Annotated in this window: 17 protein-coding genes; 9 read left to right on the forward strand and 8 right to left on the reverse strand. The window is 75.8% G+C overall.

The features are described from left to right. Positions 1-686: YhgE/Pip domain-containing protein (locus tag ACYVI6_RS14890; protein WP_460447120.1), on the reverse strand; the 686-nt coding region annotated here is incomplete at its 3' end. Beyond that, on the reverse strand, positions 683-1,309 hold the full coding sequence (locus tag ACYVI6_RS14895) for a hypothetical protein (protein WP_460447121.1): 627 nt from the start codon (positions 1,307-1,309) through the stop codon (positions 683-685). The genes ACYVI6_RS14890 and ACYVI6_RS14895, both read right to left, overlap by 4 nt. 58 nt (positions 1,310-1,367) lie before the next feature. Between ACYVI6_RS14895 and ACYVI6_RS14900 the strand changes: the two genes are divergently transcribed. Beyond that, positions 1,368-2,018 carry a TetR/AcrR family transcriptional regulator gene (locus tag ACYVI6_RS14900; protein ID WP_460447122.1) on the forward strand — a complete coding sequence of 217 codons (651 nt, stop codon included), beginning with the start codon at positions 1,368-1,370 and terminating at the stop codon, positions 2,016-2,018. Here the strand turns inward: ACYVI6_RS14900 and ACYVI6_RS14905 are convergent. Both ACYVI6_RS14905 and ACYVI6_RS14910 read right to left on the reverse strand, forming a co-directional pair. After that, a complete protein-coding gene (locus ACYVI6_RS14905; RefSeq protein ID WP_460447123.1) occupies positions 1,981-2,400 on the reverse strand; it encodes a PPOX class F420-dependent oxidoreductase in 420 nt (139 codons plus the stop codon). The two genes, ACYVI6_RS14900 and ACYVI6_RS14905, sit on opposite strands and share 38 nt — an antisense overlap. Before the next feature lie 10 nt (positions 2,401-2,410). Next, the gene (locus ACYVI6_RS14910; protein ID WP_460447124.1) at positions 2,411-3,409 is read right to left on the reverse strand and encodes a helix-turn-helix transcriptional regulator; all 999 of its coding nucleotides are present in this window, start codon (positions 3,407-3,409) and stop codon (positions 2,411-2,413) included. 102 nt (positions 3,410-3,511) lie between these two features. Between ACYVI6_RS14910 and ACYVI6_RS14915 the strand changes: the two genes are divergently transcribed. From ACYVI6_RS14915 to ACYVI6_RS14935, 5 genes are all read left to right on the forward strand, one after another. Beyond that, entirely contained in the window at positions 3,512-3,967 is a 456-nt protein-coding gene (locus ACYVI6_RS14915; RefSeq protein WP_460447125.1) for a VOC family protein, read from the forward strand. 56 nt (positions 3,968-4,023) lie between these two features. Beyond that, complete coding sequence (locus ACYVI6_RS14920) at positions 4,024-4,854, forward strand: serine hydrolase domain-containing protein (RefSeq protein WP_460447126.1); 831 nt, start codon at positions 4,024-4,026, stop codon at positions 4,852-4,854. Positions 4,855-5,020: 166 nt separating this feature from the next. After that, positions 5,021-6,829 (forward strand): hypothetical protein, encoded by a 1,809-nt coding sequence (locus tag ACYVI6_RS14925; protein WP_460447127.1) that lies wholly within the window; start codon positions 5,021-5,023, stop codon positions 6,827-6,829. A 162-nt stretch (positions 6,830-6,991) separates the two neighbouring features. Further along, on the forward strand, positions 6,992-8,221 hold the full coding sequence (locus ACYVI6_RS14930) for an EAL and HDOD domain-containing protein (RefSeq protein ID WP_460447128.1): 1,230 nt from the start codon (positions 6,992-6,994) through the stop codon (positions 8,219-8,221). Between the two features lie 183 nt (positions 8,222-8,404). Continuing rightward, on the forward strand, positions 8,405-9,484 hold the full coding sequence (locus ACYVI6_RS14935) for a winged helix DNA-binding domain-containing protein (protein WP_460447129.1): 1,080 nt from the start codon (positions 8,405-8,407) through the stop codon (positions 9,482-9,484). On the opposite strand, the gene ACYVI6_RS14940 is transcribed toward ACYVI6_RS14935, so the two are convergent. The 4 genes from ACYVI6_RS14940 to ACYVI6_RS14955 all read right to left on the reverse strand — a co-directional run bounded on the left by ACYVI6_RS14940 (position 9,481) and on the right by ACYVI6_RS14955 (position 11,943). Continuing rightward, positions 9,481-9,906 (reverse strand): hypothetical protein, encoded by a 426-nt coding sequence (locus tag ACYVI6_RS14940; RefSeq protein WP_460447130.1) that lies wholly within the window; start codon positions 9,904-9,906, stop codon positions 9,481-9,483. The two genes, ACYVI6_RS14935 and ACYVI6_RS14940, sit on opposite strands and share 4 nt — an antisense overlap. Further along, the gene (locus ACYVI6_RS14945) at positions 9,899-10,255 is read right to left on the reverse strand and encodes a hypothetical protein (protein WP_460447131.1); all 357 of its coding nucleotides are present in this window, start codon (positions 10,253-10,255) and stop codon (positions 9,899-9,901) included. The genes ACYVI6_RS14940 and ACYVI6_RS14945 overlap by 8 nt, the downstream gene beginning before the upstream one ends. Positions 10,256-10,543: 288 nt before the next feature. Beyond that, positions 10,544-11,512: a non-homologous end-joining DNA ligase gene (gene ligD, locus ACYVI6_RS14950; protein ID WP_460447132.1), complete on the reverse strand. Its 969-nt coding sequence runs from the start codon at positions 11,510-11,512 to the stop codon at positions 10,544-10,546. Between the two features lie 17 nt (positions 11,513-11,529). Continuing rightward, the gene (locus ACYVI6_RS14955; RefSeq protein WP_460447136.1) at positions 11,530-11,943 is read right to left on the reverse strand and encodes a VOC family protein; all 414 of its coding nucleotides are present in this window, start codon (positions 11,941-11,943) and stop codon (positions 11,530-11,532) included. Positions 11,944-12,047: 104 nt separating this feature from the next. Here ACYVI6_RS14955 and ACYVI6_RS14960 point away from each other — a divergent pair, with 104 nt between their 5' ends. The 3 genes from ACYVI6_RS14960 to ACYVI6_RS14970 form a co-directional block, all read left to right on the forward strand. Continuing rightward, on the forward strand, positions 12,048-12,776 hold the full coding sequence (locus ACYVI6_RS14960; RefSeq protein WP_460447133.1) for a beta-phosphoglucomutase family hydrolase: 729 nt from the start codon (positions 12,048-12,050) through the stop codon (positions 12,774-12,776). Then, positions 12,773-15,130: a glycoside hydrolase family 65 protein gene (locus ACYVI6_RS14965; RefSeq protein ID WP_460447134.1), complete on the forward strand. Its 2,358-nt coding sequence runs from the start codon at positions 12,773-12,775 to the stop codon at positions 15,128-15,130. The genes ACYVI6_RS14960 and ACYVI6_RS14965 overlap by 4 nt, the downstream gene beginning before the upstream one ends. A 44-nt stretch (positions 15,131-15,174) precedes the next feature. After that, positions 15,175-15,463 (forward strand): hypothetical protein (locus tag ACYVI6_RS14970; RefSeq protein WP_460447135.1); only part of this gene is annotated, 289 nt, incomplete at its 3' end.

The raw sequence follows: 15,463 nt of genomic DNA on the forward strand, positions 1-15,463 counted from the left end.
CCGGTGGCCAGCCGCCGCTGCCCGGTGAGCAGGTCGGACGAGCCCTCGGCGAGCCGGGCGACGCCGGCGGCCGCGCCGCCCGCGCCCTCCGCGAGCCGGTGGGCACCCGTGGCGGCGCTGCCGAGCTGGTCGTGGATCGTCGCGAACCCGACGAGGAACCCGTCGGCGGCGCGCTCGCCGACCTGCCCGGCGACGGTGTCGCGCACCGTGCCGGCCAGCTGCGTCGAGATGGTGCGAGCCAGCGCGTTGTTCGCGTCGTTCGTCGTCAGCACCAGCGTGCCCTGCCGCGGCGCGAGGCCGGGGTCGGTGAGCCGGGTGGACGACGCCAGCGACGCCGACAGGTCGCGCGGCAGGGTGAGCGCGAAGTCGTAGCGGCCCTCGCGCACCCCGCGGTCGGCCTCGGCAGCCGACACCCGGTGCCAGTCGAAGTCGCCGCGCCGCAGCAGGTCGCGGGTGACGGCGGCTCCGACGTCCTGCCGGTCGCCGTGGGCGTCGGTGGTGCCGGCGTCCTCGTCGACGAGCGCGGCCGGCACCTGGTCGAGACGGCTGTAGGGGTCGTGGTTGGCGTAGAGGTACAGCCCGCCGTACAGCAGCGGGATCACCAGCATCGCCAGCAGCGCCGCCCGCGGCAGCCGGCCCGACGTCAGCCGGCGCAGCTCCGACAGCGCCATCCGCAGGGCGGTCACGCGTGCACCTCCTGCGCCGCACCGAGCGACGCGTGCGGCACGCCGAGCAGCTCGGCGCTCGAGTCGGTGCAGGTGACGACGACGGCGAGGTCGCGGGCGTGCTCGGCGGCCAGCTGCCACCAGGTGCGCGGCGGGGCGCCGTGCCGGTCGGGCAGGGTCAGCACGAGGACGCCGACGTCACGGCGGGCGGCGGCCAGCTCGGTGAGCACCCGGGTGCGCAGCGCGGCCGGCACCTGGTCGAGCAGCGTGCCGCGCAGCGCCTCGGCCTCGCGGTCGGCCAGCCACTCGCGCACCGCCCGGCGTCCGGCCGGTCGACCGGCGACGGCCAGCCCCTCGCCGATCACCGTGCCCAGCGGCAGGACGTCGTCCGGTTCGGTGACGCCGGGCACGTCGACCAGCGCGACCGCGCGCTGCAGCGCCGACCGGTCGCGGCCGCCGTCCAGCTCGACGGACCCGCCGGCCGGCACGAGGCGGCCGGCGAGCGCCAGCGCCAGCGCGGTGTGGCCGTGCCCGGGCTGGCCGGCGACGAGGGTCACCTCGCCGGTGGTCGCCGTCAGCGACGTGGGCTGCAGCATCGGGCCGTGGGCACCGCGCACGGTCAGGTCGTGGCAGGCGATCCGCATGCCGGGCTCCTCTTGTTGAATCGTGGTCAACAAGAGCCACGGTAGTACCCTGTTGACCATGAGTCAACGCGAGCCGGCTGCCCGCCGGATGCCCCCCGAGCAGCGGCGGGCGCACCTGCTCGCCGCGGGGCTGCGGCTGCTCGACGACGGCGGACCGGCGGCCGTCACCGCCGAGGGCGTCGCCGAGGCCGCCGGCACCTCGCGCACGCTGGCCCTGCACTACTTCGGGTCGCTGCGCGGCCTGCAGGCGGCAGTCGTCGTGGCCGCGATCGAGCGGCTGACCGAGCGCGCGCTGGGTCCGCGGCTCGACGACCCGCAGGGCCGGGTCGTCGCCCGCATGGGCCTGTTCCTCGACGCCGTCGCCGAGCACCCCGCGGGCTCGCTGGCCGCGCTGCGCGGACCGCTGCACGACGAGCCCGAGGTCGCGGCGGCGCTGGCCGCGTGGCGGCGCGGGTTCCTCGGTGAGCTGGTCGGCACCGCGGTCGAGCAGGGCCTGCCCGCGACCCCGGCGCTCGACCTGGTCGGCCGGGCCTGGACGGCCCTGTTCGAGGAGGCGGTGATCGGCTGGCTCGAGACGGACGGCGTGACCCGGGCTCAGCTCACCGACCTGCTCGACCGCGCCGTGGTGCTGCTCGGCGGGTGGCTGCGCGAGCCGGAGGTGCGGGCCCTGCTCAGCCCGCCGTCCAGCCGTACGCGTGCGTCACGGTGAAGGTCAGCAGCAGCCGCTGGTCGCGCACCATCGCCGCCCGGAACGCGTCCCAGTCGTCGTGCTCGCCGTTCGCGACGCGGAAGTGCTCGACCAGCGCGTCGACCGTCGCGTCGTGCGGGTCGTGCGCCACCGGCCCCAGCTCGGCGTCGCCCTCGACCACCACGTAGCCGCCGTCGCCGGTCTGCACCAGCATGCTCACCCGGGCGTCGCGGCGCAGGTTGCGCACCTTGGCCCGGTCGTCCGTCACCGAGACGCGCACCAGGCGCTCGTCGGGCACGTACTGGTAGCTCACCATCGACAGCTGCGGCCGGCCGTCGCGCTTCAGCGTCGTCAGCGCCCCCAGCCCGCGCTCGCCCAGCCCGCTCAGCAGCCGCTCGTCCACGGCGGCGAACCTACTCCGCCGACGCGTCGCCGGCCGCCCGCGACGCGCGCCGGGCCAGCACGGCGAAGGCGTCCCGCAGCTGCGGCGGGTCGAGCACCTCGACGTCGGCGTCGAAGCGGGCGAACGACGCCGCGAGCCCGGCCCACGACCAGGCGCCGAGCCGCACCCGGCAGGCCTTCGGCCCGCTCGCCTCGACGACGCCGTCGCCGACGTGTCGGACGCCGTCCGCAGCCGGCCGCTGCAGCAGCACCGTGCCGACGCACGGCCAGCCGCCGGGGCCGGACGCGCCGCGGAACCGGCCCTCCAGGAACGCGGCGACGTCGCCGCCCGGCAGCGGGCGCGGGGTGAAGCGCGGCCCGTTCGGCACCCGCGGCCGCACCCGGTCGACCCGGAAGACCCGCCAGTCGTCGCGCTCGACGTCCCACCCCACGAGGTACCAGCGGCCGGCCCGCGCGACGAGGTGGTGCGGCTGCACCCGGCGGGTCGGCAGCGCCTCGTCGTCCGGGTCGGCGCCGGCCGCCGGGTACCGGAACCGCAGCTCCTCGCGCGCCCGCACCGCCGCACCCACCGCCAGCAGCACGTCGGTGGCCGCGCGGCCGGTCGAGGACGGCGGGGCGACCGACAGCTCGAGGGTGTCGATGCGGCCGCGCAGACGCGCCGGCACCACCTGCCGCAGCGTGGTCAGCGCCCGCTCGGCGGCCTCCTCGATGCCCGCGCCGGCCGTCACCGCCAGGCGCAGCGCCACCGCGAGCGCCACGGTCTGCTCGTCGTCCAGCAGCAGCGGCGGCATCTGCGAGCCGGCGCCGAGCCGGTACCCGCCGGCCGGGCCGCGCACCGCCTGCACGGGGTAGCCGAGCTCGCGCAGGCGGTCGACGTCGCGGCGCACCGTCCGCTCGGTGACCGAGAGCCGCTCGGCCAGCACGCCACCGGGCCAGTCGCGGCGGGTCTGCAGCAGCGAGAGCAGCGAGAGCAGGCGCTGCGACGTGGTGGCGGCGGCGGTCGTGGGCACGGTGCGATCGTCGCGCAGGTTGCGGACCAAAACGGTCCGGTACCGGTGCGAATCTCGGTGGTGTCGGCAGTCGCCGGCACCCGTCCGACCTCAGGAGCACCCGTGCCCGTCACCGCCGTCACCCACCTCAACTTCCAGGGCCGGGCCCGCGCCGCCCTCGACCTGTACGCCTCGGTCTTCGGCGGCGAGGTCCGCGTCGCCACCTACGGCGACCTCGGCCTGCCCGCCGGCCTGCCGGACGCCGACCAGGTCGTGTTCGGCCAGGTCACCGCGCCGAGCGGGTTCACCGTCATGGCCTACGACGTGCCCGTCGCCGGCCGCGCCGCCACCGAGCCCGCGGTGACCCGCCGCGAGCACGGGACGACGATCACCACCTCGCCGTTCTTCGTGGCCGTGCACGCCGACACCGTCGCCGAGGTCGAGGAGCTGTGGGCCGGGCTGGCCGACGGCGGCACCGTCGTCGAGCCGCTCGGCCCGTCGGCGTGGGCGCCCGCCTTCGGCATGCTGACCGACCGCTTCGGCATCACCTGGGTGCTCGACGTCGCCGCCGCCGGCTGACCGGTGCGTGCGATGCTCGGGGCCCCGCCGTCCGCCCGCCGAGGAGCCCGAGCACCGTGAGCAGCCCGACCGAGCCCGACGTCGCCGCGGTGCTGCGCGCCCAGCTCGAGCGCTGGCCCACCCGCGTGGCCGGCCTGGCCCTCGTGACGGACGCCGGCACCGTGGCCGTGGGGTCCGACGCCGTCCTGCCGTGGGCGTCGGTCAGCAAGCTGGTCACGGCGCTCGCGACGCTGCGCGACGTCGCCGACGGCCTGATCTCGCTCGACGACCCGGCGGGGCCGCCCGGGTCGACCCTCGCGCACGTGCTCGCCCACGCGTCCGGGCTCGCGATGGAGGCGGGCGGGGCGGCTCGCGAGCCCGGCACCCGGCGGGTCTACTCGAACGCCGGGTACGACCTGCTCGGCGAGCTGGGGGCACAGCGCTCCGGTCGCTCCGCCGCCGCGTGGCTGCACGACCGGGTGCTCGCGCCGCTCGGCATGAGCTCGACGCGGCTCGAGGGCAGCGCGGCGCACGGCGTGCACGGCCCGGTGCGCGACCTGGCGCTGCTGGGCGCCGAGCTGTGGCGGCCCACCCTGCTGCCGGCGCCGCTCGCCGAGCGGATGCGCACCCCGGCGTGGCCCGACCTGATCGGCGTCGTGCCCGGGTTCGGGCTGCAGCGGCCCTGCCCGTGGGGGCTCGGGCCCGAGGTGCGGGGGCACAAGCAACCGCACTGGACCGGCGCCGCGAACACCCCCGCGACCTTCGGCCACTTCGGCCAGTCCGGCAGCTTCCTGTGGGTCGACCCCGAGGCCGACGTCGTGCTGGTGTCGCTGTGCGACCGGCCGTTCGGCGAGTGGGCGGCGCAGGTCTGGCCGTCCGCGGCGGACGCCGTCCTGCAGCTGGTCTGACGACCCGTCCGGGCGGGGCGAGGGCCGCCCGTGCGGGTGAGGCGGTGTCCGCGCGGTCAGGCAGGCGCGTGTCTCTGCCGAAAGCGACCACGCGGGCACCCGGAGTCACCTACGGTGCGACAGCGGGCGGGACGTCCCCGGGCCGCACCACTCAGGGGAGTCCTGCATGAAGCGTCCAGGCGCGCTCGTCCCGTTCGTCACGACCGCGGTGCTGGCCGCCGGACTGACCGCCGTCACGGCGCAGTCCGCGCAGGCCGCACCGCTGCCCCAGCCGCGCGCCTGCCCCTCGGTGCTGCCCACCGCCTCGGCCGTCGACGGCCTCACCGGCACCGGCTGGACCGTCGAGCGCGGCACCACCCCCGAACCGTTCTCCGCCACCGTGCTCGGCCGGATCACCGACGGCATCGCACCCGGCGTCGACATGATCATGGCCGAGCTCTCCTCCCCCGCACTCACCCGCTCCGGCGGCGTGTGGGAAGGCATGTCGGGCTCGCCCGTCTACACCGCCGACGGCCACCTCATCGGCTCGGTCTCCTACGGCCTCGCCGGCTCCAGCCCCATCGCCGGCATCACCCCCGCCGCCTCCCTGGAGACGCTGCGCACCGCCGACCCCGACGGCACCCGCCAGGCCAAGCTCGTGCGCACCACCCCCCAGGCCGCCCGCGCCCTGCGCGCCACCGGCGAGGCGACCGCCGCCCAGGCGACCCGCTTCCGCCAGCTGCCGCTGCCGCTCACGGTCTCCGGCGTCTCCGGCCCCGGCGCCGCGCGCGCCTCCGAGCGGCTGGCTGCCGTGACCGGTCAGCAGGTCCGCGTCGCCGGCGGCGCCACCCGCGCCGCGGCACCGGTGCCGCTCGAGGGCGGCGGCAACATCGCGGCGGCCGTCGCCTACGGCACCGTCACCCTGGCGGCGATCGGCACCACGACCTACACCTGCCACGGGTCCGGGGTCGCCTTCGGCCACCCGTTCCTCGACGCCGGGGTCTCGACGTACAGCGCGCACTCGGCCAGCGCCGTCTTCGTGCAGCCCGACCCGACCCGGTCGCCGTTCAAGGTCGCGAACGTCGGCGGCGTCGTCGGCACCGTCGACCGCGACCGCACCCTCGGCATCCGGATCCGCGAGGGCGCCGCCCCGGTCGGCACCCGGCTCACGTCGTCCGTCACGAAGGCGCAGACGGGCAAGGTCACCACGGGTCTCACGACCGTCGTCGCCCCCGACTTCCTGAGCACCGCGACCGCCTACCAGGCGATGTCCGCCCTCGACACCGCCATGGGGTCGGGGGCCTCGAAGGGCGGCGCCGACCTGTCGCTCACGATCACCGGCACCCGCGCCGAGGGCAAGGCGTTCCGCGTCACCACCGGCGAGCGGTTCGACTCGGCCGGGATCAAGGACCTCCCCCTCGACCTCCAGGCCGCGATGTGGGCCGACCAGACGGTGAGCTCGATCACCGACCAGGAGAGCGAGCGGGTGAAGATCACCGGCGTCTCCGTCACCGGCACGGTCACCTCCGTGCACAAGCTGTGGCTGAACCCCACGTCGCAGTTCCGGCAGGCGCTGAAGTGGGGCAGCTACGGCAAGGGCCTGCACAACCGGGCCGGCAAGCCGGTGTACTCGCGGGTCACCGTCACGCGGAACGGCGACCCCGACGCCAAGGTCACCCACGTGCTGCCTCTGACGCTGCCGAAGGCGCAGCGCGGCCACCGGCTGACGCTGCGCATCGACGGCGCCGGTGGCGAGGCCGCACCCGAGGGCTTCGGCGACCTCGACGACCTGTTCGACTCGCTGGACCCGAGCAGCGACACGTCCGCGACCCCCACCCTGACGCAGGTGCTGGCCGCTCTCGCCTCGACACCTCGCAGCGACGAGGTCGTCGCCACGCTCACCGACGAGCGCGGACGCCTGGTCAGCCTCCGCCGCTGGCGGGCGACCGCTCCCGTGACCCCGTTCACCACGGTCCGCGCGGTCCACGCCGGCTGAGGCGCAGACGGCCCGACGGGCGCCCGGTCACCCGACCGGGCGCCCGTCGTCGTTCTTGTTCAGGTCGCAACGGTTCTGGCCGATCACCTCCGTGGGGCCAGGCACCACAGGTGGCACAGGACGTGCGCCGGCGGCCCCGCAGCAGCCCACGGAGGGGACGCCATGACGCAGTCGAGCGTGCGGCCGGTGACGACGCGACCCCGCGTCGTGCGCCACGCCGTGCACGACCGCGAGGGCGCCGTCGTCGGCTACGAGCTGCTGTTCACCCAGCCCCCGACCGACGACGTCGGGCTGCGCGCCGCCCTCGACGACGCCACGACGGCGACGCTGGTCACGGCGTTCGGCGACTACGGCCTGCACCGGCTCGGCGCGCGGCGCGTGCTGTACGTCAACCCCACCCGGGCGTTCCTGACCGGCGAGCGCTCCATGCCGTTCGACCCGCACAGCGTGGTGCTCGAGCTGCTCGACCCCCTCGACGTCGACGACGAGCTGCTGGCCGGCGTCCGCGAGCTGAAGGCGCGCGGCTACCGGGTCGCGATCAACCTGTACGTCGGCGGCGAGGCCTACCTCGAGCTGCTGCCGCTCGTCGACGTCGTGAAGCTCGACCTGCCCGCCGTCGGCGACGACCTGCCCGACCTGGTGCGGCACGTGCGGGCCACCACCCCGCGGGCCCGGCTGCTGGCCGAGGGCGTGCGCGACGCCGCCGAGCGCGACCGCTGCCTGGACCTCGGCATCGACCTGCTGCAGGGCCCGGCCTTCGCCCAGCGGGAGCGTCCGCGCGACGGCCGGGTCGCCCCCGGCGCCCTGGTCTGCCTGCAGCTGCTCGCCGCGCTCGCCGACCCGACCAGCTCGACCGCCGAGCTGGAGCGGATCGTGTCGGCCGACCCGTCGATCAGCCTGCGGGTGCTGCAGACCGTGAACTCGGTGGCCGGAGCCCGCTACCAGGTGCACTCGATGCGGCAGGCCGTCGTGCTCGTCGGACGCCGCGCCCTGAGCGCCTGGGTGCTGCTGGCCGCGCTGGCCGGCCACCCGACGCAGGCCCGCGAGGACCTCGTGACGATCCTCGCGCAGGCCCGCACCTGCGAGCTGCTCAGCGACCGCGTGCCCGGCGTCGACGCGCTCTCGGCGTACTCGGCCGGGCTGGTCTCGGCCGTCGTGCACGTGCTCGGCGCCGACCCCGTGCGCATCGCCCGCGACACCCGCCTCGACGACGGCCTGGCCGCCGCCATCCTGCGCCACGAGGGCCAGGTCGGCGCCCTGCTCTGGACCGTCGAGCAGTTCACCCGCCTCGGCACCGCCACCACGCTGATCCCCGAGGGCGTGCTCTCGCGCACCTACCTCGAGGCCCTCGCCGGCGCCGTCGAGGTCATCGACTCGCTCCAGCAGGGCTGACCCCCGCCGTCCGCCCCCCTTGTCGCGGGCCACGTGACGTCGGCTGCGGCACCGTTCGCTGGGCGTGCACGCCCCTCGGACGGCGCCCCCACCCCTCGAGGCCCCGCGCCCAGGCTCCCGATGACCACCCGGCGCGGACGGCGGGCGCGGACGGGTGTCGGAGGTGGCTGCCATGCTGCGGCGGTGCTGCGCGTGAAGCCGTCGGACGTCGGGCCGCTGCGGGTGCTCGCGCAGCGGCTGGCCGGCCCGCCGCACGCGGACGCCGCCTCGGTGGTGCGCGCCACGGGTGCGGTGCAGGCCCAGGACCTGCCGGGGGCGCTGGTGTCGGTCGCGCTGCGCACGGCGTCGCGGGAGCGGGCCGGTGTCGAGGCCGCGCTCGGCGACGGCAGCGTGGTGCGCACGTGGCCGCAGCGGGGCACCCTGCACCTGGTGCCCGGGGCGGACGCCGGGTGGATGGTGCGGCAGACCGGGGCGCGGGTGCTGCGCGGTCAGCGCCGCCGGTTCACCGAGCTGGGACTCGACGACGACTCGCTGCCCCTGGCCCGTGCGGTCGCCGAGCGCGAGCTGGCCGACGGGCCGCGCCGCCGGGCCGACCTCGCCGCCGCCTGGGCCGACGCCGGGTTGCCGGGCGGCCAGGCGCCGACCCACCTGCTCGGCGCGCTGTCGATGCTCGGTGTCGTCTGCCTCGGGCCGCTCGACGGGAGGGAGCAGCTCGTGGTGCTGCTCGACGCGTGGGTGCCGGCACCGCGCGACCTCGACGGCGACGACGCGCTGCTCGAGCTGGCCGGGCGCTGGGCGCGCAGCCACGGCCCCGGCACCGAGCGCGACCTCGCCTGGTGGACCGGTCTGCCGGTGACCGCCGTCCGCCGGGCGCTCGCCGCACTGGTCGCCGCCGGCACCGTCGTCGAGGTCGACGTCGACGGCACGCGGCACGTCGTCGACCCCGCGGTGCTCGACGGGCTGGCCGACGCCCGCCGCGCCGCCCGCGCCCCGCTGCTGCTGCCGGGGTTCGACGAGTTCGTGCTCGGCTACGCCCGGCGCGACGACGTGCTCGACCCCGCCTGCTTCGAGCGCGTGGTGCCGGGCGGCAACGGCATGTTCCGCGCCACGGTGGTCGACGCGGGCCGCGTGGTCGCGGTGTGGAAGCGCGCCGGCACGCCCGCTCGGCGCACCGCCGACGTCGAGCCGTTCGGCAGCCTGTCGGCGCGCGCCGCGAGCGCCGTGCCGCGGCTGCTGGCCCGGCCGCCCTGGGCCGGCACCTAGGGGGTTCGGCGCAGGGTGCGGCGCAGCCAGAGGAGGCCGAGCACCGGCAGCACCAGCGGCACGAAGCCGTAGCCCTGCCCGTACCCCGACCACACCGTCTGGTCGGGGAAGGCCTTGCTGTCGGCGAGGGACAGGGTGCCGACGACGAGCACGCCGAGCAGCTCGACCGAGCACGAGACGACGGCCACGCGTCCCGACGTCCGGTCACCGCGGGCGAGGGCGACGGTGGCCACGACGTAGACCGCGGCCGCGAGCGCCGACAGCAGGTAGGCCAGCGGCGCCTCGTGGAACTTCGTGCTCAGCTGCACCGCTGCCCGGCCGGTGGCGGCCAGCGCGAAGATCCCGTAGACGGCGACGAGCACCCGGCCCGGCCCGCTGCGCAGCGGACGCCGGTCGGCGGCAGCGGTCCGCCGCTCAGCCACGGCCGTCCCAGACCATGTGCAGCCGCGCGACGAGCACCGGCACGACGAGCGCCGCGATCAGCAGCACGCCGGCTCCCCAGCGGCCCGGCTCGGCGCGGGCCCAGGCGACGGCGGCCGGCAGCACCACGGCGGTTCCGACCAGGTAGCCGACGAAGAGCGCCGCGCTCACCCCGCGGTGCGGCAGCGCGAGCACCCCGACCACGAGCTGCACCAGCACCAGCACCTCGACGAGCCCGGCCCCGCCGACCAGCACCCGGCCGGTCGACCGGTCGCGCGCGGTCCAGACGGCGGCGAGGACGGCCAGCACGAGCGAGGCCGTCACGAGCACCGCGCTCAACGTGCCGTTCACGCCCGACAGCCTAGGCGGGTGTCCCACGGCGCGGGCAGAACCCCCCGGCCACGCCGTCGAGCCGGGCCGTCACCGCACCTCTGCCCGCGCGTCGGGTCATCAGGTGCTCGGACGGCGGGCAGCCGACGTCCGAGGCTCGCATCCTGTGGCTCCGGCACCGTTCCTGCGGCGTGCACGCCCATCGAACGGTGCCGCAGCCGACTTCACGTGGCTCGCGCACCCCCGAAGCGCACCCCCGAAGCGCGCCCCCGAAGCGCGCCCCGGCGCGCGGCGGCAGCGCGGGAGGGTTCAGGCCGAGGGCTCGTCGGCGTCCGGCACCTCGACGCCGTCGCGGTCGGCCCACTCGAGCAGCGGCTCGATGGAGTGGGCGACGTCGTCGATGGCGGCGTGCAGCTCACCGAGCTCGGCGAAGCGGGCGGGCACGGTGGCGATGGTGAGGTCGCGGGGCTCGACGTCGTCGACCTCGTCCCAGCGGATGGGGGTCGAGACGACGCCGCGCGGGGTGCCGCGCACCGAGTAGGCGCTGGCGATGGTGTGGTCGCGGGCGTTCTGGTTGTAGTCGACGAAGAGCTTGCGGGGGTCGCGGTCCTTGCGCCACCAGGTCGTGGTCACCAGGTCGGGCACCCGGCGCTCGACCTCGTGAGCGAACGCGAGGGCCGCCCGGCGCACGTCGGCGAACCCCCAGCGCGGCTCGATGCGCACGTAGACGTGCAGCCCGCTGCCGCCGCTGGTCTTGGGGTAGCCGACGACGCCGAGCTCGTCGAGCACCTCGTGGACGACGTGGGCGACCCGCCGCACGGTCGCGAAGTCGCAGTCGGGCATCGGGTCGAGGTCGATGCGCCACTCGTCGGGGCGCTCGGTGTCGGCGCGGCGGGTGTTCCACGGGTGGAACTCGACGGTCGACATCTGCACCGCCCAGACGACGTCGGCGAGCTCGGTGACGCACAGCTCGTCGGCGGTGCGCGACCAGCGGGGGAAGAAGATCTGGACGGTCTCGACCCAGTCGGGGGCTCCGCGCGGCAGCCGCTTCTGGTGCACCTTCGCGCCGTCGACGCCGTCCGGGAACCGGTGCAGCATGCACGGCCGCTCCCGCAGCGCCCGCACGATGCCGTCGCCGACCGACTCGTAGTAGCGCACCAGGTCGAGCTTGGTCTCGCCGCGCTCGCTGAAGTAGACGCGGTCGGGGTTGGAGACGCGCACGGTGCGCCCGCCGACGTCCAGCTCGACGGCGGGCGACCCGCTGGCCTTTGGGCTCACGGCGCCATCCTGCCCGGTCAGCCCGCCAGGTGCCCCTCCGACGACGCGGCCTCGACGTCCATCCAGACGACGTTCCACAGGTTGCCGTCGGGGTCGGCGAACGGCCGGCTCACCATGAACCCGTGGTCCTCGGCGTCACCGGCCGGCGCGCCTCCCGCCGCGAGCGCCGCGTCGACCAGCTCGTGCACGCCGTCGCGACTGGGCGCCGAGAGCGCGAGCACCACCTGCGCGTGGGTGCGGGCGTCGACCGGCTGCCGGTCGTGGAAGGACGCGAAGAACGGCTTCGCCATGAGCATCACGTGGGTCTGCTCGCTGATCAGCATGCTGGCGGCGCGGTCGTCGCTGATGCGGTCGTCGAAGGCGAAGCCGAGCGCCTCCCAGAACGCGCGGGCCCTCGACAGGTCGGTCACGGGCAGGTTCACGAACAGCATGCGGTCCACGGCGGGTCTCCTCAGGGTGGGGTCGCAGAGAGAGACGGCCGCGCCACGCCGGACTCATCGCGCGCCGCGGGCCGGTGTGGGGGGACACTCAGCGCGTGCTGGGACTCCCCGACGCCGTGACGGCGTGCCTGTTCGACCTCGACGGCGTGCTGACCGACACGGCCAGCGTGCACACGAAGGCGTGGCAGCAGATGTTCGACGCCTTCCTCGCCGAGCGGGGGCAGCGGCCGTTCGACCCGGAGGCCGACTACCAGACGTACGTCGACGGCAAGCCGCGCGAGGACGGCGTGCGCGACTTCCTCGCCAGCCGCGACATCACGCTGCCCGAGGGCGACCCCGACGACGACCCGACGAGCGAGACGGTCGCCGGGCTCGGCAACCGCAAGAACGAGCTGTTCCAGCAGGTGCTGCACCGCGACGGCGTCGAGGTGTTCGAGGGCTCGCGCCGGTACCTCGCCGCGGCGCGCGACGCCGGGCTGCAGGTGGCGGTCGTCTCGTCGTCCGCCAACACGAAGGACGTGCTCGAGGTGACGCACCTCGAGGAGTACGTGCAGGCGAGGGTCGACGGCGTGACGCTGCGCGAGGAGCACCTGCGCGGCAAGCCCGCCCCCGACTCGTTCCTGCGCGGCGCCGAGCTGCTGGGCGTCGGGCCGGACGCCGCGGCGGTGTTCGAGGACGCGACGTCCGGGGTGGCCGCCGGGAGGGCCGGCGGGTTCGCGGCGGTGATCGGCGTCGACCGCGTGCACCACCGGCAGGCGCTGCTCGACCACGGCGCGACGACGGTGGTCGACGACCTCGCCGAGCTGCTGGACGGCGACGCGTGATCCGCCACGGGTACTTCCCCGTCGAGCCCTGGAACGTCCGCGAACCCCGGCTCGACCTCGACCTCATCGCGCAGACCGAGTCGGTGTTCGCGCTGTCGAACGGGCACGTCGGGCTGCGCGGCAACCTCGACGAGGGCGAGCCGAACGGCCTGCCCGGCACCTACCTCGGGTCGTACTACGAGACCCGCCCGCTGCCGTACGCCGAGGCCGGGTACGGCTACCCCGAGGACGGCCAGACCCTCGTCAACGTCACCAACGGCAAGGTGATCCGCCTGCTGGTCGACGACGAGCCGTTCGACGTCCGGTACGGCGACCTGCTCTCGCACGAGCGCGACCTCGACCTGCGGGCCGGCACGCTGCGCCGCGACGTCCACTGGCGCTCGCCGGCCGGCAAGGAGGTGCGGCTGCGGACGACGCGCCTGGTGTCGTTCGACCAGCGCAGCGTCGCGGCGATCGAGTACGTCGTCGAGGTGCCGGACGACGCCGAGGCCGTGCGGCTGGTGGTGCAGTCCGAGCTCGAGGCCAACGAGGACCTGCCGGTCACCCACGGCGACCCGCGGGTGTCGGCGGTGCTGACCCACCCGCTCGACGGCGTGTCGCACGAGCAGGACGACCTCGGCGCCGTGCTGCTGCACCGCACCAAGGTCAGCGACCTGCTGATGGGCGCGGCGATGGACCACGAGGTCGAGGCGCCGACCCGCGTCGAGACCGACGTCGACACCGGGCCCGACTGGGCGCGCACGACGATCACCTGCGAGGTCGCTCCCGGGCAGCGGTTGCGCATCATCAAGTACCTGGCCTACGGCTGGTCGAGCCTGCGGTCGCGGCCGGCCGTCCGCGACCAGGTCGCCGCGGCGATCACCGGCGCGCGGTACGCCGGGTGGCAGGGGCTGGTCGACGCGCAGCGCGCCTACCTGGACGCGTTCTGGGAGAACGCCGACGTCGAGGTCGAGGGCGACGCCGAGCTGCAGCAGGCCGTGCGCTTCGGGCTGTTCCACGTGCTGCAGGCCAGCGCCCGCACCGAGCGCCGCGCCATCGCCGGCAAGGGCCTCACCGGGCCCGGCTACGACGGCCACGCGTTCTGGGACACCGAGGGCTTCGTGCTGCCGCTGCTCACCTACACGCTGCCGCACGCCGCCGCCGACGCGCTGCGCTGGCGCTCGTCGACGCTCGAGCAGGCCCGCGACCGCGCCGAGCAGCTCGGGTTGTCGGGCATCACGTTCCCCTGGCGCACGATCGACGGCCAGGAGTGCTCGGCGTACTGGCCGGCAGGCACCGGCGCGTTCCACGTGAACGCCGACATCGCCGCCGCGTTCGTGCGGTACCGGCTGGTCACCGGCGACGACACCCTCGAGACCGACGCCGGCCTCGAGGTGCTCGTCGAGACGGCCCGCATGTGGGAGTCGCTCGGGCACCACGACCGGCACGGCGTCTGGCACGTCGACGGCGTCACCGGCCCGGACGAGTACACCGCGGTGGTGCGCGACAACGTCTTCACGAACCTGATGGCGGCGAGCAACCTGGTGCGCGCCGCCGAGGCGGTCGAGCGGCACCCGGACGCCGCCCGCCGGCTCGGCGTCACCACCGACGAGACCGCCCGCTGGCGCGACTGCGCCGCCGCGGCGCACATCCCGTTCGACGAGGAGCTCGGCGTGCACCCGCAGTGCGAGGGGTTCACGACGATGGCCGAGTGGGACTTCGAGGCGAGCCGCAACGACTACCCGCTGCTGCTGCACGAGCCCTACGTGCGCCTCTACCCGCACCAGGTCATCAAGCAGGCCGACCTGGTGCTGGCGATGCACTGGCAGGGGCACGCGTTCACCGCCGAGCAGAAGGCGCGCAACGTCGACTACTACGAGCGCCGCACCGTGCGCGACTCGTCGCTGTCGGCGGCGACGCAGGCGGTGATGTGCGCCGAGGTCGGGCACCTCGAGCTGGCGCACGACTACGCCTTCGAGGCCGCGTTCGTCGACCTGCACGACCTGCACCACAACACCGCCGACGGCCTGCACATGGCCTCGCTCGCCGGCGCGTGGACGGCGCTGGTGGCGGGCTTCGGCGGGCTGCGCGACGACGAGGGCGTGCTGGCGTTCGACCCGCACCTGCCGCAGGGCATCAGCCGCCTGCGGTTCCGGCTGATGTGGCACGGGCTGCGCGTCGTCGTCGACGTCGACCACGACCGCGTGCGCTACGAGCTGCACGACGGGCCGGACGCCCGCCTCACGGTGCGGCACGCCGGCACCGACGTCGAGGTCACGACGGCCACGCCGCTCGAGCTCGCCGTCGAGCCGCGCGAACCGCTGCTGCCGCGGCCCGAGCAGCCGGTCGGCCGGGAGCCGCTGCCCCGCGCCTGACTGGTGTACCTTCGGTAAGGCTTACCTTACCGAAAGGGGTGCGCGTGGAGCTGACCTGGGACGACGCGGCCGTCGCGCGGTTGCGTGCCGCCAGCCTGCAGGCGCACGACCTGCTGCACGGGCACGCGCGCCGGTCGCGCGAGCTGGTGCTGGCCGGTCCGCGGCCGGCAGGCGACGACGTCCTGCTGCGGCTGCACGAGGTGCTCGACCGGTACCACGAGGCGGTCGGCGCCCTCTGCACGGGCGCGGCCGCGGTGGCCGGCTCGCACGACGAGTCGGCGCAGGCGGCCGGCCGGGTGCGCGCGACGGCCGAGCTCGACGCGACCGCCGCGG

The organism is Angustibacter aerolatus (genome assembly GCF_054776675.1).